The sequence below is a fragment of the Streptomyces sp. NPDC037271 genome (genome assembly GCF_055603605.1).
This window is the reverse complement of record NZ_JBVJVN010000016.1, coordinates 78114-102966: the sequence shown is the minus strand read 5'-3', so window position 1 is coordinate 102966 and position 24853 is coordinate 78114. Positions and strand designations below refer to the sequence as shown.

21 protein-coding genes are annotated in these 24853 nt (G+C 71.8%); 17 read left to right on the top strand and 4 right to left on the bottom strand.

Features of this window, described 5'->3' with window-relative positions; translation table 11 throughout:
- Window positions 1-88: 88 nt before the first annotated feature.
- Window positions 89-2452: a putative bifunctional diguanylate cyclase/phosphodiesterase gene (locus tag ACZ7G3_RS25020; protein ID WP_470928311.1), complete on the top strand. Its 2364-nt coding sequence runs from the start codon at window positions 89-91 to the stop codon at window positions 2450-2452.
- A 125-nt stretch (window positions 2453-2577) separates the two neighbouring features.
- Here the strand turns inward: ACZ7G3_RS25020 and ACZ7G3_RS25015 are convergent, their stop codons facing one another.
- Window positions 2578-3192 (bottom strand): TetR/AcrR family transcriptional regulator, encoded by a 615-nt coding sequence (locus ACZ7G3_RS25015; RefSeq protein WP_470928310.1) that lies wholly within the window; start codon window positions 3190-3192, stop codon window positions 2578-2580.
- An 85-nt stretch (window positions 3193-3277) separates the two neighbouring features.
- Between ACZ7G3_RS25015 and ACZ7G3_RS25010 the strand changes: the two genes are divergently transcribed.
- The 5 genes from ACZ7G3_RS25010 to gatB all read left to right on the top strand — a co-directional run bounded on the left by ACZ7G3_RS25010 (window position 3278) and on the right by gatB (window position 7355).
- Window positions 3278-3649: a DUF4267 domain-containing protein gene (locus ACZ7G3_RS25010; protein WP_470928309.1), complete on the top strand. Its 372-nt coding sequence runs from the start codon at window positions 3278-3280 to the stop codon at window positions 3647-3649.
- A 144-nt stretch (window positions 3650-3793) separates the two neighbouring features.
- Window positions 3794-4090, top strand: a complete 297-nt coding sequence (gene gatC, locus ACZ7G3_RS25005) for an Asp-tRNA(Asn)/Glu-tRNA(Gln) amidotransferase subunit GatC (RefSeq protein WP_003973500.1) — start codon at window positions 3794-3796, stop codon at window positions 4088-4090.
- A 5-nt stretch (window positions 4091-4095) separates the two neighbouring features.
- Window positions 4096-5592 (top strand): Asp-tRNA(Asn)/Glu-tRNA(Gln) amidotransferase subunit GatA, encoded by a 1497-nt coding sequence (gene gatA / locus ACZ7G3_RS25000; RefSeq protein WP_470928308.1) that lies wholly within the window; start codon window positions 4096-4098, stop codon window positions 5590-5592.
- A complete protein-coding gene (locus tag ACZ7G3_RS24995) occupies window positions 5589-5828 on the top strand; it encodes a hypothetical protein (protein WP_395574885.1) in 240 nt (79 codons plus the stop codon). The genes gatA and ACZ7G3_RS24995 overlap by 4 nt, the downstream gene beginning before the upstream one ends.
- A gap of 15 nt (window positions 5829-5843) precedes the next feature.
- The gene (gatB, locus tag ACZ7G3_RS24990; protein ID WP_470928307.1) at window positions 5844-7355 is read left to right on the top strand and encodes an Asp-tRNA(Asn)/Glu-tRNA(Gln) amidotransferase subunit GatB; all 1512 of its coding nucleotides are present in this window, start codon (window positions 5844-5846) and stop codon (window positions 7353-7355) included.
- A gap of 69 nt (window positions 7356-7424) precedes the next feature.
- On the opposite strand, the gene ACZ7G3_RS24985 is transcribed toward gatB, so the two are convergent.
- Entirely contained in the window at window positions 7425-9365 is a 1941-nt protein-coding gene (locus ACZ7G3_RS24985) for a protein kinase domain-containing protein (RefSeq protein ID WP_470928306.1), read from the bottom strand.
- Window positions 9366-9687: 322 nt separating this feature from the next.
- Between ACZ7G3_RS24985 and ACZ7G3_RS24980 the strand changes: the two genes are divergently transcribed.
- The 6 genes from ACZ7G3_RS24980 to ACZ7G3_RS24955 all read left to right on the top strand — a co-directional run bounded on the left by ACZ7G3_RS24980 (window position 9688) and on the right by ACZ7G3_RS24955 (window position 14106).
- On the top strand, window positions 9688-11934 hold the full coding sequence (locus tag ACZ7G3_RS24980) for an MMPL family transporter (RefSeq protein WP_470928305.1): 2247 nt from the start codon (window positions 9688-9690) through the stop codon (window positions 11932-11934).
- On the top strand, window positions 11912-12496 hold the full coding sequence (locus ACZ7G3_RS24975) for a GNAT family N-acetyltransferase (protein ID WP_426600253.1): 585 nt from the start codon (window positions 11912-11914) through the stop codon (window positions 12494-12496). Before ACZ7G3_RS24980 ends, ACZ7G3_RS24975 begins: the two co-directional genes overlap by 23 nt.
- Before the next feature lie 35 nt (window positions 12497-12531).
- Window positions 12532-13146, top strand: a complete 615-nt coding sequence (locus tag ACZ7G3_RS24970) for a hypothetical protein (protein WP_470928304.1) — start codon at window positions 12532-12534, stop codon at window positions 13144-13146.
- Between the two features lie 200 nt (window positions 13147-13346).
- Window positions 13347-13532 (top strand): hypothetical protein, encoded by a 186-nt coding sequence (locus ACZ7G3_RS24965; RefSeq protein ID WP_470928303.1) that lies wholly within the window; start codon window positions 13347-13349, stop codon window positions 13530-13532.
- 104 nt (window positions 13533-13636) lie between these two features.
- Complete coding sequence (locus tag ACZ7G3_RS24960) at window positions 13637-13984, top strand: ATP-binding protein (protein WP_470928349.1); 348 nt, start codon at window positions 13637-13639, stop codon at window positions 13982-13984.
- Entirely contained in the window at window positions 13909-14106 is a 198-nt protein-coding gene (locus ACZ7G3_RS24955) for a DUF6191 domain-containing protein (RefSeq protein ID WP_426600250.1), read from the top strand. The genes ACZ7G3_RS24960 and ACZ7G3_RS24955 overlap by 76 nt, the downstream gene beginning before the upstream one ends.
- Window positions 14107-14115: 9 nt before the next feature.
- On the opposite strand, the gene ACZ7G3_RS24950 is transcribed toward ACZ7G3_RS24955, so the two are convergent.
- On the bottom strand, window positions 14116-15285 hold the full coding sequence (locus tag ACZ7G3_RS24950; RefSeq protein WP_470928348.1) for a PQQ-dependent sugar dehydrogenase: 1170 nt from the start codon (window positions 15283-15285) through the stop codon (window positions 14116-14118).
- A 94-nt stretch (window positions 15286-15379) separates the two neighbouring features.
- Complete coding sequence (locus tag ACZ7G3_RS24945) at window positions 15380-16378, bottom strand: aldo/keto reductase (protein WP_426600248.1); 999 nt, start codon at window positions 16376-16378, stop codon at window positions 15380-15382.
- A gap of 76 nt (window positions 16379-16454) precedes the next feature.
- Between ACZ7G3_RS24945 and ACZ7G3_RS24940 the strand changes: the two genes are divergently transcribed.
- The 5 genes from ACZ7G3_RS24940 (at window position 16455) to ilvC (ending at window position 24716) form a co-directional block, all read left to right on the top strand.
- On the top strand, window positions 16455-17396 hold the full coding sequence (locus ACZ7G3_RS24940; RefSeq protein WP_426600247.1) for a 2-hydroxyacid dehydrogenase: 942 nt from the start codon (window positions 16455-16457) through the stop codon (window positions 17394-17396).
- Window positions 17397-17836: 440 nt separating this feature from the next.
- Window positions 17837-20968, top strand: coding sequence for a putative bifunctional diguanylate cyclase/phosphodiesterase (locus ACZ7G3_RS24935; protein ID WP_426600246.1), 3132 nt, complete (start codon window positions 17837-17839; stop codon window positions 20966-20968).
- A 241-nt stretch (window positions 20969-21209) separates the two neighbouring features.
- Window positions 21210-23054, top strand: coding sequence for an acetolactate synthase large subunit (locus ACZ7G3_RS24930; RefSeq protein WP_426600245.1), 1845 nt, complete (start codon window positions 21210-21212; stop codon window positions 23052-23054).
- 21 nt (window positions 23055-23075) lie between these two features.
- The gene (gene ilvN / locus ACZ7G3_RS24925) at window positions 23076-23600 is read left to right on the top strand and encodes an acetolactate synthase small subunit (protein ID WP_189234138.1); all 525 of its coding nucleotides are present in this window, start codon (window positions 23076-23078) and stop codon (window positions 23598-23600) included.
- A 117-nt stretch (window positions 23601-23717) separates the two neighbouring features.
- Window positions 23718-24716 (top strand): ketol-acid reductoisomerase, encoded by a 999-nt coding sequence (gene ilvC, locus ACZ7G3_RS24920; RefSeq protein ID WP_073936415.1) that lies wholly within the window; start codon window positions 23718-23720, stop codon window positions 24714-24716.
- Window positions 24717-24853 lie beyond the last annotated feature (137 nt).

Below are 24853 nucleotides of genomic sequence, written 5' to 3'. Positions count from 1 at the left end.
GGGAAGGGTTGTCCGACGCGGAGCCGTTGATGGTGGTCGAGGCGGGGGCCGCGTGGCGTGGGCACCGCCGGCTGTGAGAGGGACGGGAATGGAACCGACCGAGAGCGCCGCCGCGGGCTCACGGCTGAGCCTGCGTCGCATGGTGGGCGCGCGGCACGTGGGCCGGTGGCTCGGGCAGCGCGGTGGCGGCGCACCGCATCCCGCGCCCGCCGCCCGCGGCTCCGCGCCGCCGCCCGCCGGCCGTGGCTCCGCGCCGCCGCCCGCCGGCCGTGGCTCCGCGCCGCCGTCCGCCGGCCGTGGCTCCGCGCCGCCGTCCACCGCCCGTGACTCCGCGCGCCCGTCCGCCGGCCGCGGCTCCGGACCGTCGGCCGCCCGCCACCCCTCCGTGCTGTCCGACGCCGACGCCGACGGCGAACGGCACCTGTCCTGGCCCGCGTTGCCCGCGGCGATCGTCGCGGCCGCGGCCTTCGTGCTGGGCGCCGGGTTCTACCGCGCGTTCACCGACGGCCACGCCCTCTTCCCGTCCGGCACCGCCGGCTGGTCCCTGGCCGTGCTGACCGGCATCGTCGTCGGCCACCTGGTGATGCTCGGCCGCTCCCGCTGGTGGGGCGGCACCGGCTCCGGCGCCGCCCTCACCCTCGCCGTCCTGATGCTGTACGGCTGGGTTCCGGCCGGCATGGTCAGCCTCACCGTCGTGGTCCTGGTCGGCGTAGCCCGCCGGGGCCGCTGGCGACAAGGACTCCTGCACGGCGCGGTGGACATCCTCGGCATCGCCGCGGGCGCCCTGCTGCTGGGCTTCTGCGGCTCCGAGCCGTCCGTGGAGGAACCCTGGGACCCGGACACCTGGGGGGTGGCCGCGGCACCCAAGGTGGTGCTCGTCGCGGTCGCCTACCTCGCCGTCACCCGCGCCCTGCTGTGGTACCTGCAGACACCGCGCCCCGGTCTGCCCACCGTCGCCCGCACCGCCCTGGTCAGACAGGGCCTGGTCGCCGTCGCGCTGCTCGGCATCGCCCCGCTGGTCTGCGTGGTAGCCGTCGCCAAACCGCTGCTGCTGCCGCTGTTCTCCATCCCGCTGATCGCCCTCGACTCCACGCTGTGGATAGCCCGCGCCCGGGCCGAGGAGCAGTTGCGGGACCCGCTCACGGGACTGCCCAACCGGCAGTGGCTGCTCGAGCGGACCTGGACCGCGCTGGACGACGCCGAGCGCATCGGTGCCCGCGCCGCCCTGATGCTGATCGACCTGGACCGATTCCGGTCGGTCAACGACACGCTCGGACACCTCGCCGGCGACCGGCTGCTGCTGCAGACCGCCGACCGGCTGCGGCAGGCCCTGCCGCGCGGAGCGGAGGCCGCGCGGCTCGGTGGCGACGAGTTCGCCGTCCTGCTGCCCGTCGCCGACTCCACCACGTCGGCGACCCGGGTGGCCCGGGGCCTGGTGGCCGCGCTCAGCTCCCCGATGGACCTGGACGGACTCACCCTCGTCCTGGAGGCCAGCGCCGGGGTCGCCGTCTTCCCCGACCACGCGCTGGACGCCGAAGGCCTGCTGCGCCGCGCCGATGTGGCGATGTACCAGGCGAAGCGGGACCGTACGGGCGTGGAGGTCTACGAGTCCAAGCGGGACTCCAACACCCCGGACCGGCTCGGGCTGCTGGGCGACCTGCGCCGGGCCCTGGACGCCCACGAGGTCGAGCTGCACTACCAGCCCAAGGTCCGCTTCGACGGACAGGTCGCGGGTCTGGAGGCCCTGGTCCGCTGGGTGCACCCCGAGCGCGGCAAGGTGCCCCCGGACGAGTTCATAGCGATCGCCGAGTCCTCGGGCCTGATGCCCCATCTGACGGAGTACGTGCTGGAGACGGCCCTCGGGCAGGTCGCCCGCTGGCGCTCCCAGGGCCTGTTCGTGCCCGTCGCGGTCAACGTATCCCCGCGTGACGTCCACACCCCCGGCTTCGCGGGCGCGGTCGCCGCCCGGCTCGCCCGGCACGGCGTCCCGGCGGGGGCACTCCAACTGGAGATCACGGAACACGTCCTCCTCGAGGACCCGCAGCGCGCCGCCGACACCCTCAACGCGCTGACCGGCCACGGCGTGAAGATGTCCCTGGACGACTTCGGCACCGGGTACTCCTCCCTCGTCCACCTGCGGCGGCTTCCGGTCAGCGAGCTGAAGATCGACCGCTCGTTCGTGGCCCGGCTGGCCGTCGACACCGAGGACGCGGCGATCGTGCGCTGCACCGTCGACCTCGCGCACTCGCTCGGTCTGCTCGTCGTCGCCGAGGGGGTGGAGGACGACGAGACCTGGGAGCGCCTGCGCGACCTGGGCTGCGACGCCGTACAGGGCTGGCTGGTGGCGGCCGCGATGCCGCCCGAGGAGACGACGGCGTGGCTGCGTGCGCGGGGCTCGCGGGGCTGGGTGAGGCCGGCCGCCGCGCTGCCCGTGGCGGCGACCGACGAGTGACCCCGCCCGCCTGCCGGACCCTGTCACCCGTCCGGCGGGTGCGCCCCTCGCGAAGGAGACGTCCGCCGATTCCGCCGACGGCCGTCGACCGGGTGCGGCGCGGCGGACCTCCCGGCTCGGCCCGTTCAGTCCGTGGTTCGGCCCGCGGTGCGGTCCGCGGTGTTCTGCGGCACGAAGTGAGAGATCAGCAGGGACAGCCGGTGCTCGTGGGCCCCCTCCGGTAGCCGGCCGCTGCGCATCAGGGTCACCAGCCCGTGCAGGCCCGCCCAGTACGTCTCCGTGAGCAGCCGCGGGTCCTCGCCCTCCGCCGCGGTCGGCTCGACGGCCTTCAGCAGTTCGCCGAACGCCTCCTGGAGGGCTGCCGGAGCCTCGGGTGTGGCGAACGGCAGGTCCACCCGGTGCGTGAACACCACGTCGTAGAGCGCGGGGCGCCGTCGTGCGAAGGCCGTGTACGCCCGGCCGACCGCCGCCAGCGTCTCGCGCGTGCCCGCGGTCGCCGCGGCAGCCGCCCGCAGTTCGGCCGTGAGTTCCTCGCAGCCCCGCACCGCGACCGCCGCCATGATCGCGTCCTTGCCCTTGAAGTGGCTGTAGAGGACCGGCTGGCTGTACTCGATCTCGGCGGCCAGCCGACGGGTGGTGACCGCGTCCCAGCCCTCCGCCTCGGCCAGGTCCCGCGCGGCCGTCACGATCAGTCGCTCGCGTTCCGCTCGTTCGCGCTCCCGGCGCCCCTGGATCGTCATGTCCGGGATTCTAGCAGTGCTAGCCATTCTGTCGATGCTCTGCTAGCGTCACTCGCATCCCTAGCGCTGCTAGCAAGGAGTGGTCGTGACCGTCACCGCGTACACCCTGGCCATCGTGCTCAACCTGTTCTGCTTGTTCCTCGGCTACCGCTTCCTGTTCCGGCCCGCCCCCGCCGCCACCGGCTACGGCGTCCCGGCCGACCCGGGTGGCGACGCCGGCGCCTATCTGACGGTCAAGGGCCTGAGGGACGGGACGTTCGGCCTGGTGGGTCTGGCGCTGCTGGTCTTCGCGGGCGCCCGTGCCGAGGCGTGGTTCATGCTGGCGGTGGCCCTCGTGCCGCTCGGCGACACGCTCGTAGTGCTGCGCCACGGGGGTACGAAAGCCGTGGCCTTCGGCGTTCACTTCGCCACCGCGCTCGTCGTCCTCGTCGGCGCCGGCCTGCTCTTCGCGGTCTGAGCGGCTCCACGCCCGCGGCCGGGAGGGAGCGGCGGAGGGAAACCGTTTAACGGGCACGGGGCGCCGCCCCATAGGATTGGGCCAAACCGACTTGCCAAAGCCGATTTGCCCACACCACACACACTCACCCCAGAGGAACGCTGCATGCCTGGCATCACGCGCGAGGAGGTCGCCCACCTCGCCCGGCTGGCGCGTCTGGAGCTGAAGCCCGAAGAGCTCGAGCACTTCGCGGGACAGCTGGACGACATCATCGGCGCGGTCGCCCGCGTCAGTGAGGTCGCCGACCAAGACGTACCGCCGACCTCGCACCCGCTCCCGCTGACGAACGTCATGCGGCCGGACGAGGTCCGTCCGTCGCTCACGCCCGAGCAGGCGCTCTCCGGCGCCCCGGCCCAGGAGCAGCAGCGTTTCAAGGTGCCGCAGATCCTGGGGGAGGAGTAACCGCCATGAGCGATCCCATCATCAAGCTCACCGCGGCCGAGATCGCCGCGAAGATCGCCTCCGGCGAGCTGACGGCCGTCGAGGTCACCGAGGCCCACCTGGCCCGCATCGAGGCCGTCGACGAGAAGGTGCACGCCTTCCTGCACGTCGACCGCGAGGGTGCCCTCGCGCAGGCCCGCGCCGTCGACGAGAAGCGCGAGCGCGGCGAGAGGCTCGGCCCGCTGGCCGGCGTCCCGCTCGCGCTCAAGGACATCTTCACCACCGAGGGCGTCCCCACGACCGTCGGCTCGAAGATCCTCGAGGGCTGGATCCCGCCCTACGACGCGACCGTCACCCAGCGCCTGAAGGCCGCCGACGTCGTCATCCTCGGCAAGACCAACATGGACGAGTTCGCCATGGGGTCCTCCACCGAGAACAGCGCGTACGGCCCGACCGGCAACCCCTGGGACCTCACCAAGATCCCCGGCGGCTCCGGCGGTGGCTCCTCCGCCGCCCTCGCCGCCTTCCAGGCGCCGCTCGCCATCGGTACCGACACCGGCGGCTCCATCCGCCAGCCGGCGGCCGTCACCGGCACGGTCGGCGTCAAGCCGACGTACGGCGGTGTCTCCCGCTACGGCATGGTCGCCTTCTCCTCCTCCCTCGACCAGGGCGGCCCCTGCGCCCGTACGGTCCTGGACGCGGCCCTGCTGCACGAGGTGATCGCCGGGCACGACCCGATGGACTCCACCTCCATCGACGCCCCGGTCCCCGCGGTCGTCGAGGCCGCCCGCAACGGCAGCGTCGCCGGCATGCGCGTCGGCGTCGTCAAGCAGTTCCGCGGCGAGGGCTACCAGGCCGGTGTCATCCAGCGCTTCGACGAGTCCGTCGAACTGCTGAAGGAACTGGGCGCCGAGGTCGTCGAACTGGACTGCCCGTCCTTCGACCTGGCCCTGTCGGCGTACTACCTGATCGCCCCCTCGGAGTGCTCCTCCAACCTCGCCCGCTTCGACGGCCTGCGCTACGGCGCGCGCGTCGGCGACGACGGCACGCACTCCGCCGAGGAGGTCACCTCCCTGACCCGCGAGGCCGGCTTCGGCCCCGAGGTCAAGCGCCGCATCATGCTCGGCACGTACGCCCTGAGCTCGGGCTACTACGACGCGTACTACGGCAGCGCCCAGAAGGTCCGCACCCTGATCAAGCAGGAGTTCGAGCGGGCCTTCGAGCAGGTGGACGTCATCGTCTCCCCGACGACGCCGACCACCGCCTTCGCGATCGGCGAGCGCGCCGACGACCCGATGGCGATGTACCTCGCCGACCTGTGCACCATCCCCACCAACCTGGCGGGCAACGCGGCCATGTCGCTGCCCTGCGGCCTCGCCCCCGAGGACAACCTGCCGGTGGGCCTGCAGATCATCGCCCCCGCCATGAAGGACGACCGGCTCTACAAGGTCGGCGCCGCCGTCGAGGCCGCGTTCGTGGAAAAGTGGGGCCACCCGCTGATCGAGGAGGCACCGTCGCTGTGAGCGCACTGACCAAGGCAAAGGGCTTCAAGAAGTCCCGGTCCGGCCTGTACGTCTCGATGGCCACGTCGGCGTTCGGCGCCGTCGGGGTGTACAAGCAGATCAAGAAGGCCCGGAGCGACAGCGACACCCTGCGGCTGCTCGACGCCGTCGTGACGGGTGCCGCGGTCGTCACCAACCTCGCCATCCTGTACCGCGAGCTGAAGCGTCTCGGCGACGACGACGTCCTGCTGGGCTGAGAGGGAAGTTACACCGTGACCACCACGACCGACCTGGTGTCGTACGAGGACGCGCTGGCGTCGTACGACCCCGTCATGGGCCTCGAGGTCCATGTCGAACTCGGCACCCACACCAAGATGTTCTGCGGCTGTTCGACCGCACTGGGCGCCGACCCCAACACCCAGACCTGCCCCGTCTGCCTCGGCATGCCCGGCGCGCTCCCGGTCGTCAACGCGACCGGTGTCGAGTCCGCCATCAAGATCGGTCTCGCGCTGAACTGCGAGATCGCCGAGTGGTGCCGCTTCGCCCGGAAGAACTACTTCTATCCGGACATGCCGAAGAACTTCCAGACCTCCCAGTACGACGAGCCGATCGCCTTCGACGGCTACCTCGACGTGCAGCTGGAGGACGGGGAGACCTTCCGCGTGCAGATCGAGCGCGCGCACATGGAGGAGGACACCGGCAAGTCGCTGCACGTCGGCGGCGCGACGGGCCGTATCCACGGCGCCTCGCACTCCCTCCTCGACTACAACCGCGCCGGCATCCCGCTCATCGAGATCGTCACCAAGCCGATCGAGGGAGCGGGCGAGCGGGCCCCCGAGGTCGCGCGGGCCTACGTCCGTGAACTGCGCGAACTCATCCGTGCCCTCGGCGTGTCCGAGGCCCGCATGGAGATGGGCCAGATGCGCTGCGACGTGAACCTGTCGCTGCGCCCGCACGGCCGGGAGAAGTTCGGCACCCGCAGCGAGACCAAGAACGTCAACTCGCTGCGTTCCGTCGAGCGCGCGGCCCGCTTCGAGATCCAGCGGCACGCCGCCGTGCTGAACGACGGCGGCACGATCATCCAGGAGACCCGCCACTTCCACGAGGACACGGGGTCCACGACCTCGGGCCGCGTGAAGGAGGAGGCCGAGGACTACCGGTACTTCCCGGAGCCCGACCTGGTGCCGGTGGCCCCCTCGCGCGAGTGGGTCGAGGAGATCCGGTCCGCCCTGCCCGAACTGCCGCTGGTGCGCCGCAACCGGCTCCGCGAGGAGTGGGGCATCTCCGGCACCGACATGCAGTCGATCCTCAACGCCGGCGCGCTGGACCCGATCGTCGCCACGATCGACGCCGGTGCCGACGCCGCGTCCGCCCGCAAGTGGTGGATGGGCGAGCTGGCCCGCAGCGCCAACGAGTCGGGCAAGGCGCTCGACGAGCTGGCGATCACGCCGGAGCAGGTCGCCCGGGTCACCGAGCTGGTCACCAAGGGCGACCTGAACGACAAGCTGGCCCGCCAGGTCATCCTGGGCGTCCTCGCCGGTGAGGGCACGCCGGACGAGGTCGTCGACAAGCGCGGCCTGAAGGTCGTCTCCGACGAGGGCGCGCTGACCGCCGCCGTCGACGAGGCCATCGCCGGCAACCAGGGCGTCGTGGACAAGATCCGCGGCGGCAAGGTGGCCGCGGTCGGCGCCCTGGTCGGTGCGGTCATGAAGGCGACCCGGGGTCAGGCGGACGCGGCGCGCGTCAAGGAGCTGATCCTTCAGAAGCTGGGCGTCGAGGGCTGAGCGCCCGCCCGCGCCACGTGACGGGGCGGTGTTCCAGGACCTCGTGTCCCGGAGCACCGCCCCTCGTGCTCACCTCGTCAGCGTGGGGTCGGCGAGCAGCAGGTCGCCCATGTCGCAGCTGTTGTCCGGGTCGCTGTACGCGATGCGCAGCCGCAGCCCGTTCTCGATTTTGATTGTCAGCTCGCGCGGCTTGCCCAGATCGACCTGCCCGGTGAACAGGGACTGTCCGTCCACGGACACCTCGACGCGGGACGACGTGTTCGCCGATACGTCGGACACCCCGGCGGTCAGGGTGAGGTTTTTCCACTCACGACCCAGGTTGTACTCGGCCCACCCATCGCACGCCCTGTCCCCACCGTCGGGAACGAGAGCCGTCTCGTAATGCCGGTTGTTCATGGTGCCGTCGCCGACGGCGAGCGAGGCGCTCACGGCTTGGGCGACCGTCTCGAAGGTCGTCAGCGACACCGAGGACGCCTGGTCCGCCACCCCGTCGTTCCCGGTACCCGCCGAAGACTCGTCCGAGGACGGACCGGCGGTCGTCCCCCCGTCCGCCACCGGGCTCTCCTCCGGCGCGCTCGGCGCCGCCGTGACCGTGGCCGTCGCCGTGACCGTCCTGGTCACGGCGGGGGACGCGCCGTTCGTGGTGCCGTCGTCGTCGGCCATGGCCTGGACGCCGATGACGGCCAGCGAGGCGACGAGCGCCACGGCCAGCACGGGGACCAGTACCCGCCGCGCCCCGTCCCCGCCGGCCGGACGACCCGGAACGGCGCCGGTCGTGGCGCCGGTAGCGGTCCCGGCACCGGGGAGCGGCGCGACGGGTGGTCCGAAGCTCCCGAGCGGGGCAGGGTGCTCGGGCCCGCTGCCGCCCGCGTCCGCCTCCGGCACCGCCGGGGCCACCGGAGCCGCCGGGGCGCCGACCGGCCCGGGCTCGGGCGAGTGCGTCACCGTGGTCGGCGGCGCCTGGGTCTCCGCCGGGCCGGAGACGGCCGAACCGGTCACCGTCGTCGGCGGAGCCTGGGTCGGGCGCGGCGGCGGTGCCGTCGGTGCGGCCGTCACCGTCGTGGGCGGCTGCTGGGTGCCGGTGAACCCGGGGGGTACGGCGTCCCGCACCGGGTTCGTCGTCGACACCACCGCGTCCCGTACGTCGCTCAGCCAGGCGCGCAGGCTCTCCGGCCGCTGTGCCGGGTCCGTGGCGCAGATCGTCAGGACCTGCTCGGCACGGTCCGGGGCGAGCGCCCGTACCGACGGCAGCTCCGCCAGCGCGGCGCGCAACTGCTCCGGGGTGCTCGGCGGCGTCTGCCCGCTCAGCAGGAAGTACGCGATGGCCCCGAACGCGTACCGGTCCGTGTTCGGGGTGCGCTTGCCGTCGAACACCTCGGGCGCCGCGTACCCGGGGGTGAACCAGACCTCCGCGGTCTGGTGGTCCGCGGTGAGCTTGCTGAGGCCGAAGTCGACGAGCGTGGCCTGCCCGTGGACGTCGACCATGATGTTGCCCGGCGACAGGTCACCGTGGACCACGGTGCGCCCGGACGGTGTGGCCCGGCCGGAGTGCAGCCAGTCGAGGGTGTCGGCGAGCTGCTCCAGCACCCGGCCGGCCTCGCGCCGCTCGGCATGCGTGGCGAGGGTGCGTTCGGCCCGCCAGTCCCGCAGGTCGAGGCCGTCGACGTGGTTCATGACCAGGACCAGCGCCCGCCCCGCGGCGGACGCCGCCCCGCCCTGCGAGTGGATCGGCGGCCCCTCGAAGTGCTCCCGGACCCCCACGACCCCCGGCCGCCCCACGAAACGCAGCAGCTCCGCCTGGTCGTTCCACTTGGCGCTCAGCCGCTCGAACTGGTCCGGCGTGAGCGTGTTCTTCGCGTCGAGTACCTTGACGACCACCGTCTCGGGCTCGCCGTCCAGCTGGATCGTCGCCCGGTACAGCACGGCCTCGCCGCCCCGGCCGATCGAGTTGAGGAGCCGGTACCGGTCGGGTGCCGTGTCCGGTCCGATGTAGTGCATGGCACTGTTCAAGTCGATTGTCCCCCGGCGTAGACGTGTTGACGGCCCAGTACGAGCGTGCGGTGCCGTAGGTGAGCGCGCGTCAGCTTGCCCGGCACTCGTCGCCCAAGTCAACGACAGCACCATGCGGCCCAGCGGTTCCCTCGGGAGTTGCCTCGGGAGTTCCCGCGGGTCGATGCGGCGGAATTGTGAATAAGCCCACGAAAACCTCAAACGATCATCTATGCCTGAAAGAGTGGCTCGGCATCGCTGATGCGTTCTTTGCGGGCTGTTCACACGATGAACGACTGTTCCCGGTCAAAGATCAACAATCGGACACCCTGGGAGCACGTTCGTGGCAGCCCTAGCACGCTGGTGCATCCAGCGCCGCCTCGTCGCCGTCCTGCTCTGGCTCGTCGCCTTCGGCGGCGCCGCCACGGCCGCCGCGGTCACCGGCTCGGCGTACTCCAACGACTACGGGGTACCGGGCACCGACGCCGACCGTGCCTCCCGGCTGCTCGCCTCCGGCTTCCCCGGCCTCGGCGGCGGCAGCGACACGATCGTGTGGCACACGACGACGGACACCGTCCGCGCCACCGACGTCGAACAGGCCATGACCCGCACCCTGGACCGTATCGCGGAGCTGCCCGGGGTGGCCTCGGTGACCAACCCGTACGACGACCCCGACTCGCCCCTGATCAGCGAGAACGCCCACACCGCGTACGCCCCGGTCACCTTCGAGGACGCCTCCCAGGACATCGACGCGGGCGAGGCGCGCGCCGTGGCCGACGCCGCCGAGGCGGCCGAGACCGCCGGGCTCCAGGTCGAACTGGGCGGCGGCGCCGTCGCGCTCACCGAGGCGCCGGACGGCCATCTCGCCGAGGCCCTCGGTGTGGCCGTGGCCGCGGTCGTGCTCTTCCTCGCCTTCGGTTCCCTCGCCGCCGCCCTGCTGCCCATCGCCACCGCGCTGGTCTCCGTCGGCACCGCCTACGCCGGCATCACCCTGCTCGGCCACGCCATGACCGTCGCGGACTTCGCGCCCATGCTGGGCACCCTCATCGGACTCGGCGTCGGCATCGACTACGCGCTGTTCATCGTCACCCGGCACCGGCGCGGACTGAAGCGTGGACTCTCCGTGGCCGAGGCCGCCGAGAACGCCGTGGCGACCACTGGACGGGCGGTCGTCTTCGCGGGTGCCACCGTCTGCATCGCCCTGCTGGGCATGCTGATCCTCCGGCTCAGCTTCCTGGGCGGCGTGGCCGTCGCCGCCGCGCTGACCGTCGTCCTCACCGTCGCGGCCTCCGTGACCCTGCTGCCGGCGCTGCTGTCGTACATCGGCCCGCGCTCCCTGAGCAGGCGCGAGCGGCGCCGGATCGCGGAACACGGGCCCGAGCCCGAGCTGCCGACCGGGTTCGCCGCCCGCTGGTCGGCGCTGGTCGAGCGCCGCCCCAAGCTGCTCGGCGCCGTCGCCCTCGTCGTCATCACCGTCCTCGCGCTGCCCACCCTGGGGCTGCGCCTGGGCACCTCCGACCAGGGCAACGACCCCAAGGGCACCACCACCCGCCAGGCCTACGACCTCCTCGCCGAGGGCTTCGGACCCGGCGTGAACGGCCCTCTCACCCTGGTCACCGAGGTCGGCGGAGCCGAGGACCGGCTCGCGCTGGACAACCTCGGAGCCTCCCTGCGCACCACCGAGGGCGTCTCCTCGGTGACCCCGGTGACGTACGACTCCGGCGGCGACACCGCGTACCTCACCGTCGTACCCGAGTCGGCCCCGCAGTCCCGGACCACCAGCGACCTCGTCGACCGGCTGCGCTCCGAGGTGCTGCCGCGCGCCGAGTCCGGCACCACGCTCGACGTGCACGTCGGCGGCGTGACGGCCGGCTACGACGACTTCGCCGACGTCATCGTCGGCAAGCTGCCCCTCTTCGTCGGCGTCGTCATAGGCCTGGGCAGCCTGCTGCTCCTGCTGGCCTTCCGCTCCGTCGGCATACCGGTCAAGGCCGCCGCGATGAACGTCGCCGCCGTCGCCGCGTCCTTCGGTGTCGTCGTGGCGATCTTCCAGTGGGGCTGGGGGAGCGAACTGCTCGGCCTCGGCAGCGCAGGCCCGATCGAACCCTTCCTGCCCGTGATCATGGTGTCGGTCCTCTTCGGGCTCTCCATGGACTACCAGGTCTTCCTGGTCAGCCGGATGTACGAGGAATGGCTGGAGACCGGCGACAACCGCCGTGCCGTCCGCGTCGGCCTCGCCGAGACCAGCCGGGTGATCAACTCCGCCGCCGTCATCATGATCGCGGTGTTCCTCGCCTTCGTCCTCAGCGGCGACCGCGTGATCGCCATGTTCGGCATCGCGCTCGCCGCCGCCGTCGCCCTGGACGCCTTCGTCCTCCGTACGCTCCTGGTGCCCGCCCTGATGCACCTGCTCGGAAGCGCCAACTGGTGGCTGCCGCGACGGCTGGACAAGCTCCTGCCGCGCATCAGCATCGAGCCGCCCGAGTGCCGCGTCGCACATGAGAGGCTGGCCGCGGCGACGGACGCCGAAGTGGCGGACGTCCTTGCGGAGGAGGAACGGCAGCAGGATGTACGCGATACCACTGGGTGACGACGGAGCCGAACTGCGCCCCCTGGAGACCTGGCACGCCGAGGAGTTCCTGGCCCACCTGGACCGGGGCAGGGAGTTCATCACACAGCACATCCCCTTCGGGGTGAAGGCCACCGACCTCGACTCCGCCCGCGAACTGATCCAAACCTACGCCGACCGCCGTGCCGCCGGCAGCGGCTTCCTGCACGGGCTGTGGCTGGACGGCAAGCTCGTCGGCGGCCTGCTCTTCCGGGTCTTCGACGCCGCCACCGGCGTCTGCGAGATCGGCTGCTGGCTGGAGCCCGCCGGGACGGGCCGGGGCCTCGTCACACGCGGCGCCCGGGTCCTGATCGACTGGGCGTTCGACGAGCGCGGCATGCACCGCGTGGAGTGGCACGCGTCGTCCGCCAACACCCCGAGCGTCAACGCCGCACGGCGACTCGGCATGATGCGGGAGGGCGTGCTGCGCGAGAGCTTCCCCTACCGGGGCGCCCGCCAGGACATGGAGGTGTGGGCGGTGCTCGCGCCCGAGTGGCGTGCGGCACGAGAGGCACGCGCGCGTGCCGCTCACAAGGATCATTAAGGGACCTCTCAGACAGCGTCCGTACGGTGCGAGACATGGGAACGAAGACAGTGGACGAGACCGGCGTGAAGACCGACAAGGACAAGACGGGCGAGGCCACGGAGTCTCCTGAGAACACCGGGGCCGAGACCGTCGCGGCCGAGACCCCGGACGGCGCCGGCACCGCGGACCTCGACGACGTGGACCTCGACGACGCGGCCGGCGAAGACACGGCCATCGACAAGGCCGGGACCGGCACTGCCGGGGACCAGGCCGCAACCGGCGTCGGCCAGGGCGCGGGCGCCGTCGTCTCCGCGGGGCTCGGCATCGTGTCCCTGACGGGGAGCTGGGTCGGCACCGTCGCCTCCGCGCGCGAGTCGGTCTTCGGACAACTCGAGACGACCGCGTCCTCGAACGTCCAGACCATGCTCGAGAAGGGCTACGGTGAGGCCTGGCAGGCCACCGCGCTCTGGGGCGGCGTCTTCGCGCTGATCGCGCTGATCGTCGGCGTCGTGGTCCTGGTCCGGCCCGCGTTCGGCGTGCCCGGCAAGCCGCAGGCCGCGTGGATCAAGTCGGTCTCCTGGGCCGGTGTCGCGCTGGGCGTGATCGGCCTGATCCTGGCCGTGCTCAAGTACACCAACGTCATGCTGGACGTGCCGTCCGTGGGGTGACGCTTCCCCCGCCCCTGAGGGGTCTTAGGGCACCCGGCGTTCATCAGGCGCCGGCCCTGAGACCCCTCACGCACGTCTGAGGTCCCGCCCTCCGCCCGAAGACGCGGAACTCGCCCGATGTGGCGGACCCACCTGGGAGAAGACGGTCGAGGCACCGCAGCGAGCGAAGCGGATACCGACCTCTCACCGAGGGACGCACCATGTACGCGTACGAGCTCCAGCAGACCCGTGCCGCCGAACTGATCCGCCGCGCCGACCGGGCCAGGCCGGCCCGCGAGGCCGTCCGCGCCCGTCGCGCAGCCCGCCGGGAAACCCGCCGCGGTGCCGTCCCGGTGGAGAGTCATACGTCCCGGTTCCGCCGGCACCGGTTCGCCCGGGCCGCGTGAGCGCGGGGACCGGGGAGGGCTGCCGCACGACCGCCCTCCCCGTCGCCGTCGGGCACGCCGCCCTCCTTCCGGAGACCGCTGCCCCGCTGTCGTACCCGCGTGCGATGCCCGGGCCCGTGGAGACCAGGTCCGTAAGCCCCGTGTTCGTCGGCCGCGCAGGTGAACCGGACACGTTGAAGGGCGCCCTCGTGCGCGCCGACGCCGCCGAGCCGCAGGCACTGCTGCTCGGCGGCGAGGCAGGCGTCGGCAAGACCCGCCTCGTCGACGAGTTCGCCACCGCCGCACACCGGCCGGCGCCGTTCACGGCCGGACAACTCACCCCCCGTTCCGCGGAATCAGGCTTACGCTGGACGGGACACCGACCGACGGAGGCTCTGTGTTCAACACATTCGAGGAACTCTTCTCCCCGGGCCACAAGCACACCCACGACGAGCAGAACCGACTGGAACTGACCCGCGAGGACGTCGGCGACGGCGACCCGAGCCACGGCCCGATAGACCTCACCTCGGGCAAGGTCGTCGTCGTCCACCTGCCGCGCCCCAAGGAGGCGGAGACCCTCACAGAGGACGAGTGACGGCGGCGCCTACGTCACCTCCAGCTCCAGGATCCGGTCGTCGCCGCCCTTCGCGTCGCCCCGGCCGTCCGTGTTGCTGGTCACGAGCCACAGCTTGCCCTCGCCCGTCGGGGCCACCGTGCGCAGCCGGCCGTACTCGCCCTCCAGGAACGCCTGCGGGTCGGCTGCGGCCTCCGTGCCCTTCAGCGGGACACGCCACAGCCGCTCGCCGCGCAGGCCCGCCATCCACACCGAGCCCTCGGCGTGGGCGATGCCGCTGGGGGAGGCCTCGTCGGTGCTCCACTGCGCGAGCGGGTCGTGGAACTGCGACCCCTCGGAGTCGCCCTCCGCCTCCGGCCAGCCGTAGTTGTCGCCCGGCTTGATCGCGTTCAGCTCGTCCCAGGCCTTCTGCCCGAACTCCGCCGCGAACAGCCGCTGCTTGTCGTCCCAGGCCAGCCCCTGCACGTTCCGGTGGCCGTACGAGTAGACGGTGGAGTCGGGGAAGGGGTTGCCGGGCGCCGGGTCGCCGTCCGGTGTCATCCGCAGGATCTTCCCGCCGAGGGACTCCTTGTTTTGTGACAGGCCCGTGTCACCGCTCTCGCCCGTGCCCGCGTACAGCATCCCGTCGGGTCCGAACGCGATCCGGCCGCCGTTGTGGACGACGCCCTTGGGGATGCCCCGGAAGACCGTGTCCGGCGCGCCCAGCTGCTCACCGGCCGGCTTCTTCTCGTCGTACCGCATGCGCACGATGCGGTTGTCCGACGCCGAGGTGAAGTAGGCGTAGACCATCCGGTCCGACGCGTAGTCGGGGGAGAGCGCGATGCCGAGGAGGCCGCCCTCGCCGGACGGCGCCACCCCGGGCACCTCGCCCAGCTCCGTCTTCTCGCCCGTCTCCTCGTCCACCCGGGTGACCGTCGCCTCGTCACGGGAGGAGACCAGCAGGTCACCGCCCGGCAACGGGGCCAGACCCCAGGGACTCGTCAGCCCCGTGGCGACCGTACGGACCACCTTCACGGAGCCCTTCGCGGGCGGCGTCTCCTCGGTGGCGGAACCCGAGGGCGACGACTGCGCCGCCGTACGGCTCGGGGCGGTGCTCCCGGCCGCGCCGGACGGTTCTCCACCGCCGGAGGAGCAGCCGGCCGTCAGCAGCAGGGCGGTGGCGGCCAACACGGCCGACACGGCTCGACGTTGCACGATCATGGTCCCTTCGACGCGGCGGTTCTCCTTGTCATACACCGCACGCGTCCTCCAAGTTCCCGAACGCCGGATCCCGAACCCGGCCATCACGCGCGCGTCACTCCCACGACCCCTGCGCCGCCGGCAGCCCCCGCACCTCCGCCAGGTCCCGCTCGGTCAGCCGCAGCCGGGCCGCGCCCGCGTTCTCGGCCACCCAGCGTTCCCGCTTGCTGCCCGGCACCGGCACCACGTGCCGGCCCTGCGCGAGAACCCATGCCAGCGCCACCTGCGCCGGTGTGACCCCGTCCCCGTGCCGGGCCGCGATCCGGCGCAGACCGGCCACGATCGGCTGGTTGGCGGCCATCATCTCGGCGGTGAAGCGGGGGTGCCGGGCGCGCAGGTCCTCCGGCTCGAAGCCCTGCCCGGGCGTCAGCGTGCCGGTCAGGAAGCCGTTGCCGAGCGGCATCGCGGCGAGGAAACCGACACCGCGCGAGACGCACCACGGCAGCAGCGTCCGCAGCGCCTCCGGCGACCACACCGACAGCTCGGCCTGCACCGCGCTCACCGGGAAGACCTGCTGCACCCGCTCCAGCTGCCGGATCGTCGCGTCGTGCAGCCGCGCCCCCGGCCGCCGGGCCGACCGCGCACCGACCGCGCAGAGCCCGAGCGCCCGTACCTTCCCGGCCCGGACCAGCTCCGCCATCGCGCCCCAGGTCTCCTCGACGGGTATCTCCGGGTCGGCACGGTGCAGTTGGTAGAGGTCGATGACGTCCGTCTGCAGCCGGCGCAGCGAGGCGTCGCAGGCACGTCTCACATAGCCGGGGCGGCCGTTGGCCACGATGTGCTGATCGCCCACCAGCAGACCGACCTTGGTCGACACGAAGGCCTCGGACCGCCGCTCCCGCAACACCCGCCCCAGCAGCAGCTCGTTGGTGAACGGGCCGTACATGTCCGCCGTGTCCAGCAGGGAAGCACCCAGGTCGAGGGCCCGGTGCACCGCCCTGACCGACTCCTCGCCGCGCTGCCGCGACGCGCTGTACGCCCAGTTCATCGGCATGCACCCCAGTCCGACGGCCCCCACCGCGAGTGCCGTCGCGCCGATCGTCCTGCGCTCCACCTGGTCGTGACCCTCCCTCGTCAGGCCACCCAACCTAACCTCTGCCCTTCCGCGCTCCTGACGTAGCCTCCCGACCATGACTCCTGACGTGTGGCTGCCCATCCCGCCGGACGAGATCGAGGGCCTCCCCGAGGGCCCCGCCTACCGCTACTGGAACGGCGAGGAGTCGTTCCCCGCGGATCCGGCCGACTGCGCGTACTACGTCGTCCCCTACATGAAGCCCAGCGGGATCGGCGTACGCCCGCTGCCGCGGATGCGCTCCGTCCAGGTCGTCCAGACCCTCTCCGCCGGCATCGACCACGTGGAGCCCGGACTGAAGCACCTGCCCGCGGGCGTACGGCTGTGCAACGCGCGCGGCGTGCACGAGGCCAGCACCGCGGAACTCACCCTGGCCCTGATCCTGGCGTCGCTGCGCGGCATCCCCGACTTCGTCCGGGCCCAGGACCGGGGCGAGTGGCTCGGCGGGTTCCGGCCCGCGCTCGCCGACCGGAAGGTGCTCGTCGTCGGGTACGGCTCGATCGGCGCCGCGATCGAGGACCGGCTCGTGCCCTTCGAGGTCGCGCCGGTGGTGCGCGTCGCGCGCTCCGCCCGCACCACGGCGCGCGGCCCGGTGCACCCGCTCACCGCACTTCCCGCCCTGCTGCCGGATGCCGACGTCGTCGTCCTCTCCACACCGCTCACCGAAGCCACCCGGGGCATGGTCGACGCGGAGTTCCTGGCCCGGATGAAGGACGGCGCCCTGCTGGTCAACGTCGCGCGCGGCCCCGTCGTCGACACGAAGGCGTTGCTCGCCGAACTGGAGAGCGGGCGCCTCACCGCCGCCCTCGACGTGACCGACCCCGAGCCGCTGCCGCCGGGCCATCCCCTGTGGCAGGCTCCGGGCATACTCGTCAGCCCGCACGCAGGGGGGCCGACCTCCGCCTTCCCGCCCCGGGCCAAGCGGCTGCTGGTGGACCAGTTGAGCCGTTTCGTGAACCAGGAGCCGCTGCGCAACGTGATTTTGACGACGGGCGCGTAATCCGCTTCAGGTACCCTCCGCGACGCCCCGGATGCGCAGGGTACGCGCATACCCGCTGGTCGTCACGGAGCGTAGAGAACCTATGTCCCTGAGTGACGAGACTGGTGTATCGTCCGACAGGGGATGCGCCGCGCACCGTTCGGCGCCGGGGATGGACATCTCAGACTGTGAGGGGGGCGACGGGCGATGCACTGCCGATGGACGAACGACCCGACGCGGCGGAGCCGCCGCCGACGACCCTGGCGCACGACCACCACGAGCGCGACCACGACCGCGACCGCGACCACGGCCGTGCGCAGACGCGGTCAGCTCGGCAGCCCCGGCGACCACGACGGTCGGTACGGCCCTCACCGGCGTCGGCGGAGCGGGCGCGGGAGGCCGCCCCACCCGGTGCGGCGGGGCCCGGGGAACGCGGGAGCGGCGAGGGCCGGGAGGCTCCGGTGAGTCCGCCACCCCCCGTGTCCACCCTGGACGGAGCGCTGCGGACGCAGTCCTCCCCCGGGTCGTCGCTGCCCCGGCCGTCGGCCGCCGTCGGCGGACCGAACCTCGTCCGCCAGCTCGTACTGGCCCTGGTCTGCGCGGGATATGCCGTCGGTTCCGCGTTCGGCTGGGGTTCGGAGCACGTCGCCAAGATCATGGGTGACTTCGGGCTGAGCGCCGCCGCGGCCACCGCCGCCGTCTCCTGCTTCCTCTACGCCCGCGGGCGCCACGTCCGTTTCCGTCCGGCTTGGCTGCTGTTCGCCCTCTCCTCGGCGATGGCGGCCCTGGGCAACCTGGTCTGGGGGTGGTACGAGGTCGTCCTGCGCCAGCCCGTGCCCACCCCCAGTTACGCGGACCTGTTCTTCCTGTGCTTCGCGCCGCCCGCCATCGTGGGGCTGCTGGTGCTGGCCAAACGGCCGGTGACGAAGGCCGGCTGGATCTGCCTGGGCCTCGACGCCTGGCTGATCGGCGGTTCGCTGCTGACTCTGGCGTGGAGCCTGGCGCTCGCCCAGGCGGCGAAGGCCGGCGGCGGGTCCAGCGTGGCGCACTCCGCGCTCTCGGTGGCGTACCCGCTGCTCGACATCGCACTGGTCAGCATGGTGCTCGCGCTGCACTTCAGGCGCTCGCCCGTCTGCAGGTCGGCCGTCAACACGGCGATCTGCGCGCTCGCCCTGACCGTGATGTGCGACGCCCTGTTCACCTCGCCGCTGCTGCACAACAATTACCGCTCCGGTCAACTGCTCGACGCGGGCTGGTTCGCGGGCTCGCTGCTGCTCGCGTACGCCCCCTGGGCGGCGTCCCGGCGCGGGCTGCCGATCGCCGAGGAGGGTTCCGACGGGCACCCGAGCGTGACGCGCGAGGACGTACCCGCACCACGCGGCACCGTCGGCCAGGAGACCTCCGTGTCCATGACCGGGCCCGTACCGGGACCCGGACCGGTGGGCGAGCGTGGCCGCTATCCGGCGGCCCGGCCCATCGCCGGGTCGCTGGCCGCGCTCACGCCGTACCTGGCCGCCGCGGTCTGCACCCTGGGCATCCTCTACAACGTCCTCAACGGCCGCAGCGTCGACCGTGTGGTGCTGCTGACCGGCGGCACCGTGGTGCTCGCGCTCGTCGTGCGCCAGGGCATCATGCTGCTCGACAACATCACCCTCACCCAGGAACTGGCCCAGAAGGAGAACCACTTCCGGTCCCTGGTGCAGGGGTCCAGCGACGTCATCATGATCGCCGCGCCCAACGGCATCCTCCGCTACGTCTCCCCGGCCGCCGCCGGGGTCTACGGAAGCCCCGCCGAGGAGCTCGTCGGCAGCGAGCTGGCCGGTCTCATCCACCCGGAGGACCTCGGCTGCGTGGTGCACGAGGTGCGCCGGTTCCTCGCCGCGAGCCCGGTCGAGGAACCCACCACGCGCATCGAGTGCCGTTTCCGCTCGGGGGGCGGCGGCTGGCTCAACGTCGAGTCCACCGTCAACCGCCACCACGGGGGCCTGATCTTCAACAGCCGGGACGTGACCGAGAGAGTGCGCCTCCAGGCGCAGCTCCAGCACAACGCCGAACACGACCCGCTGACCGACCTGCCCAACCGCGCCCTGTTCACCCGGCGCGTCCAGCAGGCCCTGTCCGGCCGCCGTGCCTCCGACCGCGGCGCCGCCCTGCGCGGCACGGCGGTGCTCTTCATCGACCTCGACGGCTTCAAGGCCGTCAACGACACCATCGGGCACCAGGCCGGCGACGAGCTGCTCGTGCAGGCAGCCCGCAGACTCCACGAGGCCGTCCGCAAGGGGGACACCGCCTCCCGGCTGGGCGGCGACGAGTTCGCGGCCCTGATCGTCGGGGACGGAGCCCGGGACCGTGCCGCCCGCGAGAGGCACATCGTGGAACTGGCCGACCGGCTCCGGATGACCCTCTCGCAGCCCTACCTCATCGACGGCAACGACGTCCGGGTCAACGCCTCCATCGGGGTCGCCTTCGCCGAACCGGGCCTGGGCGCGGGCGAACTGCTGCGCAACGCCGACCTCGCCATGTACCGCGCCAAGGCGGCCGGCAAGGGGCGTGTCGAGCTGTACCGGCCACAGATGCAGCAGGACGTCGTACGCAAGGCCGAGCTGGCCACCCGCCTGCGCGCCGCGCTGCACGACGGCGAGTTCGCGCTGCTGCACCAGCCCGTGGTCTCCCTGACGGACGGCCGGATCACATCCGTCTGCGCCCAGGCGCGCTGGCGCTCCTCGCAGGGGGTGCTGTTCACCCCCACCGAGTTCCTGCGGGTGGCCGAGGGCGGCGACAAGACCGCCGAACTGGACCGCTGGGTGCTCGAGGAGGCCGTGGAGCAGGCCGCCGAACGCGCGGGCGCCGGGCTGCCGGTGGCCGTGGCCGTACGCATCGGAGCCCGCCGGCTGCTGGACCGGTCCATGCCGCTGGGTTCCGTGGAGGCCCTGCTGACCCGACACGGGCTTCCTCCTGGTTCCCTTGTGATCGAGCTGTCGGACATCGACCCACGGGTCGGACTGGACGAGCTGGACCGTCGGCTGAACGCCCTGCGGAGGGTGGGCGTCCGCATCGCCCTGGACGGCTTCGGGAGCGGTTACGCGGCGATCACCGCGCTGCGGCGACTCCCCGTGGACGTCATCAAGCTCGACCGCGGCCTGGTCGAGGGCGTGGTGGAGTCGGCGCGGCTGCACAAGATCACCAGTGGTCTGCTGCGCATCGCCACCGACCTCGGGCTGAAGTCCGTGGCCGACGGGGTGGACCTGCCCGAGCAGATCGTCGCCCTGCGCGCGATGGGCTGCACACACGGGCAGGGCATGGCGTTCTCCGGGCCGCTGGACGAGTACCGGCTGCGCAGAGTGCTCGGGACCGGCCACTACCCGGTGCCGCACGGACCCGCCGAACCGGCCTTCGCGGGCGGTGGCGCGGGAGTGTACGCGAAGGGTGTCGGCACGGGAGGCGGCGCAGGGGTCGGTACGGGCGTCGGCCCCGGCATCGGCAACGCCGCCGCCGGCCAGATCGTCGGCGGTGTCGCCCCCGGACTGCCCGCGGTCCTGGGTGGTGGCACGGCCCTCCGCTCACATGATGAGACTCCCGTCCCACCTACTTGACAGTGGGTGCGTGCCGGGGGGAGGGTCAGTGCCATGCGCACCCGAATTCTCGTACTTGGACAGCGCGTCGGCTGAGCTGGTGACGTCCGGACCGACCCGGACTCCCAGCGCCCCACACCCGACGCGCTCCCCTCGCTTGCCTATGGCACGAGGGGTTTTTTGTTGCACAGGCACCTGCCGAGCAGCAGCCGCACGTCGTACAAACCTCGCATAAACCCTCAGCATCGAGAAGAGAATGCCGATGACCGAGCAGGCCACCGGGGCCCATCACCCGCAGCCCCGGCCCCGATCCGGAGGACAGTCCGCCCCCGAGCACGTCACGGGTGCGCAGTCCCTCATCCGCTCCCTCGAGGAGGTCGGAGTCGACACGGTATTCGGCATTCCCGGCGGCACCATCCTCCCGGCGTACGACCCGTTGATGGACTCCACCCGGGTGCGCCACGTCCTGGTCCGCCACGAGCAGGGCGCCGGCCACGCGGCCACCGGCTACGCGCAGGCCACCGGCAAGGTGGGCGTCTGCATGGCGACCTCGGGCCCCGGCGCCACCAACCTGGTCACCCCGATCGCCGACGCGCACATGGACTCCGTGCCGCTGGTCGCGATCACCGGCCAGGTGGTGTCCTCCGCGATCGGCACGGACGCCTTCCAGGAGGCGGACATCGTCGGCATCACCATGCCGGTCACCAAGCACAGCTTCCTGGTCACCAAGGCCGAGGACATCCCCCGGGTGATCGCGCAGGCGTTCCACATCGCGTCCACCGGCCGCCCCGGCCCGGTCCTGGTCGACATCCCCAAGGACATCCTCCAGAAGAAGACCACCTTCTCCTGGCCGCCGGTCATGGACCTGCCCGGTTACCGCCCGGTCACCAAGCCGCACGCCAAGCAGATCCGCGAGGCCGCCAAGCTGATCACCGCCGCCAAGCGGCCGGTGCTGTACGTCGGCGGCGGCGTCCTCAAGGCACAGGCCACCGCCGAGCTGAAGGTCCTCGCCGAGCTCACCGGAGCGCCCGTCACCACCACCCTGATGGCGCTCGGCGCGTTCCCCGACAGCCACCCGCTGCACGTGGGGATGCCGGGCATGCACGGTTCGGTCAGCGCCGTCACCGCGCTGCAGAAGGCCGACCTGATCGTCGCCCTCGGAGCCCGCTTCGACGACCGTGTCACCGGCAAGCTGGACAGCTTCGCGCCGTACGCCAAGATCGTCCACGCCGACATCGACCCGGCCGAGATCGGCAAGAACCGCGCCGCCGACGTGCCGATCGTGGGCGACGCCCGCGAGGTCATCGCCGACCTCGTGCAGGCCGTCCAGAAGGAGCACAGCGAGGGCAGCACGGGCGACTACAGCGCCTGGTGGAAGGACCTCAGCCGCTGGCGCGACACCTACCCCCTCGGCTACGACCAGCCGGAGGACGGCTCGCTCTCCCCGCAGGCGGTCATCGAGCGCATTGGGCAGCTCGCGCCCGAGGGCACGGTCTTCGCGGCCGGCGTCGGCCAGCACCAGATGTGGGCCGCGCACTTCGTGCAGTACGAGCAGCCCGCCACCTGGCTGAACTCCGGCGGCGCCGGGACCATGGGCTACGCCGTCCCGGCCGCCATGGGCGCCAAGGCGGGCGTCCCCGACCGCACCGTCTGGGCGATCGACGGCGACGGCTGCTTCCAGATGACCAACCAGGAACTGACCACCTGCGCCCTGAACAACATCCCGATCAAGGTCGCCGTCATCAACAACGGCGCCCTCGGGATGGTCCGCCAGTGGCAGACCCTGTTCTACAACCAGCGGTACTCCAACACCGTGCTGCACTCCGGCCCCGACGACGTCAACCCGGGGGCCCGCGGCACCCGCGTCCCCGACTTCGTGAAGCTGTCGGAGGCCATGGGCTGCTACGCCATCCGCTGCGAGGACCCGGCCGACCTCGACAAGGTCATCGAGGAGGCCAACTCCATCAACGACCGCCCGGTCGTCGTGGACTTCATCGTCCACGAGGACGCGATGGTCTGGCCGATGGTCGCCGCCGGCACCTCCAACGACGAGATCATGGCCGCCCGGGACGTCCGCCCCGACTTCGGCGACAACGAAGACGACTGAGCGAGAGAGACCGAAGAGACCATGTCCAAGCACACGCTCTCCGTCCTGGTGGAGAACACCCCCGGCGTCCTGGCGCGGATCACCGCCCTCTTCTCCCGCCGCGGCTTCAACATCGACTCCCTCGCCGTCGGCGTCACCGAGCACCCCGACATCTCCCGCATCACCATCGTGGTGAGCGTCGAGGACTTCCCGCTGGAGCAGGTCACCAAGCAGCTCAACAAGCTGGTGAACGTGCTCAAGATCGTCGAGCTGGAGCCGACCCAGGCCGTCCAGCGCGAACTCGTCCTGGTGAAGGTGCGCTCCGACAACGAGACGCGTTCCCAGATCGTCGAGATCGTCCAGCTCTTCCGCGCCAAGACCGTCGACGTCTCCCCGGAGGCCGTGACCATCGAGGCCACCGGCAGCAGCGACAAGCTGTCCGCCATGCTCAAGATGCTGGAACCGTACGGCATCAAGGAACTCGTCCAGTCCGGCACGATCGCCATCGGCCGCGGCGCCCGTTCGATCACGGACCGCTCGCTGCGCGCACTCGACCGGTCCGCATAACGACGGAAACGGGCGGCCGGTGAGAATTCCTGCCGCCCGCATTCCGAGACCCCGAAACTTCCTTCCGCCCACCGGCATACGGTGGGACGCAACACCTGCACACAAGGAGAGAACCCAGTGGCCGAGCTGTTCTACGACGCCGACGCCGACCTGTCCATCATCCAGGGCCGCAAGGTCGCGGTCATCGGGTACGGCAGCCAGGGCCACGCCCACGCCCTGTCGCTGCGCGACTCCGGCGTCGACGTGCGCGTCGGTCTGCACGAGGGCTCCAAGTCCAAGGCCAAGGCCGAGGAGCAGGGCCTGCGCGTGGTGAGCCCGTCCGAGGCGGCCGCCGAGGCCGACGTCATCATGATCCTCGTCCCGGACCCGATCCAGGCCCAGGTCTACGAGGAGCACATCAAGGACAACCTGAAGGACGGCGACGCCCTGTTCTTCGGCCACGGCCTGAACATCCGCTACGGCTTCATCAAGCCCCCGGCCGGCGTGGACGTCTGCATGGTCGCCCCGAAGGGCCCGGGCCACCTGGTGCGCCGCCAGTACGAGGAGGGCCGCGGCGTTCCCTGCATCGCGGCCGTCGAGCAGGACGCCACGGGCAACGGCTTCGCGCTGGCCCTGTCGTACGCGAAGGGCATCGGCGGCACCCGCGCCGGCGTCATCAAGACGACCTTCACCGAGGAGACCGAGACCGACCTCTTCGGCGAGCAGGCCGTCCTCTGCGGTGGCACGGCCGCGCTGGTCAAGGCGGGCTTCGAGACCCTGACCGAGGCCGGCTACCAGCCGGAGATCGCCTACTTCGAGTGCCTCCACGAGCTGAAGCTGATCGTGGACCTCATGTACGAGGGCGGCCTGGAGAAGATGCGCTGGTCGATCTCCGAGACCGCCGAGTGGGGCGACTACGTCACCGGCCCGCGGATCATCACCGACGCCACCAAGGCCGAGATGAAGAAGGTCCTCGCCGAGATCCAGGACGGCACGTTCGCCAAGAACTGGATGGACGAGTACCACGGCGGTCTGAAGAAGTACAACGAGTACAAGCAGCAGGACTCCGAGCACCTCCTGGAGACCACCGGCAAGGAGCTGCGCAAGCTCATGAGCTGGGTCGACGAGGAGGCGTAAGCCCTCACGGCCGAGGGGGGGGGGGGGACACCCCCCCCCCCCCCCCGGGAAAACAAGGGAACGCCCTGGGGGGGGGGGTGTTCCCCACCCCCCGCCAAGGAAAGGGGGGCCCTCTCCCCAAGAAAAGGAAAAACCCC

Bases quoted from the DNA above. Each gene is read 5' to 3' on its own strand.
- ACZ7G3_RS25020 (WP_470928311.1), top strand. From the start codon at position 89: ATGGAACCGACCGAGAGCGCCGCCGCGGGCTCACGGCTGAGCCTGCGT.
- ACZ7G3_RS25015 (WP_470928310.1), bottom strand. From the start codon at position 3,192: ATGACGATCCAGGGGCGCCGGGAGCGCGAACGAGCGGAACGCGAGCGA.
- gatC (WP_003973500.1), top strand. From the start codon at position 3,794: ATGCCTGGCATCACGCGCGAGGAGGTCGCCCACCTCGCCCGGCTGGCG.
- gatA (WP_470928308.1), top strand. From the start codon at position 4,096: ATGAGCGATCCCATCATCAAGCTCACCGCGGCCGAGATCGCCGCGAAG.
- ACZ7G3_RS24975 (WP_426600253.1), top strand. From the start codon at position 11,912: ATGTACGCGATACCACTGGGTGACGACGGAGCCGAACTGCGCCCCCTG.
- ACZ7G3_RS24970 (WP_470928304.1), top strand. From the start codon at position 12,532: ATGGGAACGAAGACAGTGGACGAGACCGGCGTGAAGACCGACAAGGAC.
- ACZ7G3_RS24965 (WP_470928303.1), top strand. From the start codon at position 13,347: ATGTACGCGTACGAGCTCCAGCAGACCCGTGCCGCCGAACTGATCCGC.
- ACZ7G3_RS24960 (WP_470928349.1), top strand. From the start codon at position 13,637: ATGCCCGGGCCCGTGGAGACCAGGTCCGTAAGCCCCGTGTTCGTCGGC.
- ACZ7G3_RS24950 (WP_470928348.1), bottom strand. From the start codon at position 15,285: ATGATCGTGCAACGTCGAGCCGTGTCGGCCGTGTTGGCCGCCACCGCC.
- ACZ7G3_RS24940 (WP_426600247.1), top strand. From the start codon at position 16,455: ATGACTCCTGACGTGTGGCTGCCCATCCCGCCGGACGAGATCGAGGGC.
- ACZ7G3_RS24930 (WP_426600245.1), top strand. From the start codon at position 21,210: ATGACCGAGCAGGCCACCGGGGCCCATCACCCGCAGCCCCGGCCCCGA.
- ilvN (WP_189234138.1), top strand. From the start codon at position 23,076: ATGTCCAAGCACACGCTCTCCGTCCTGGTGGAGAACACCCCCGGCGTC.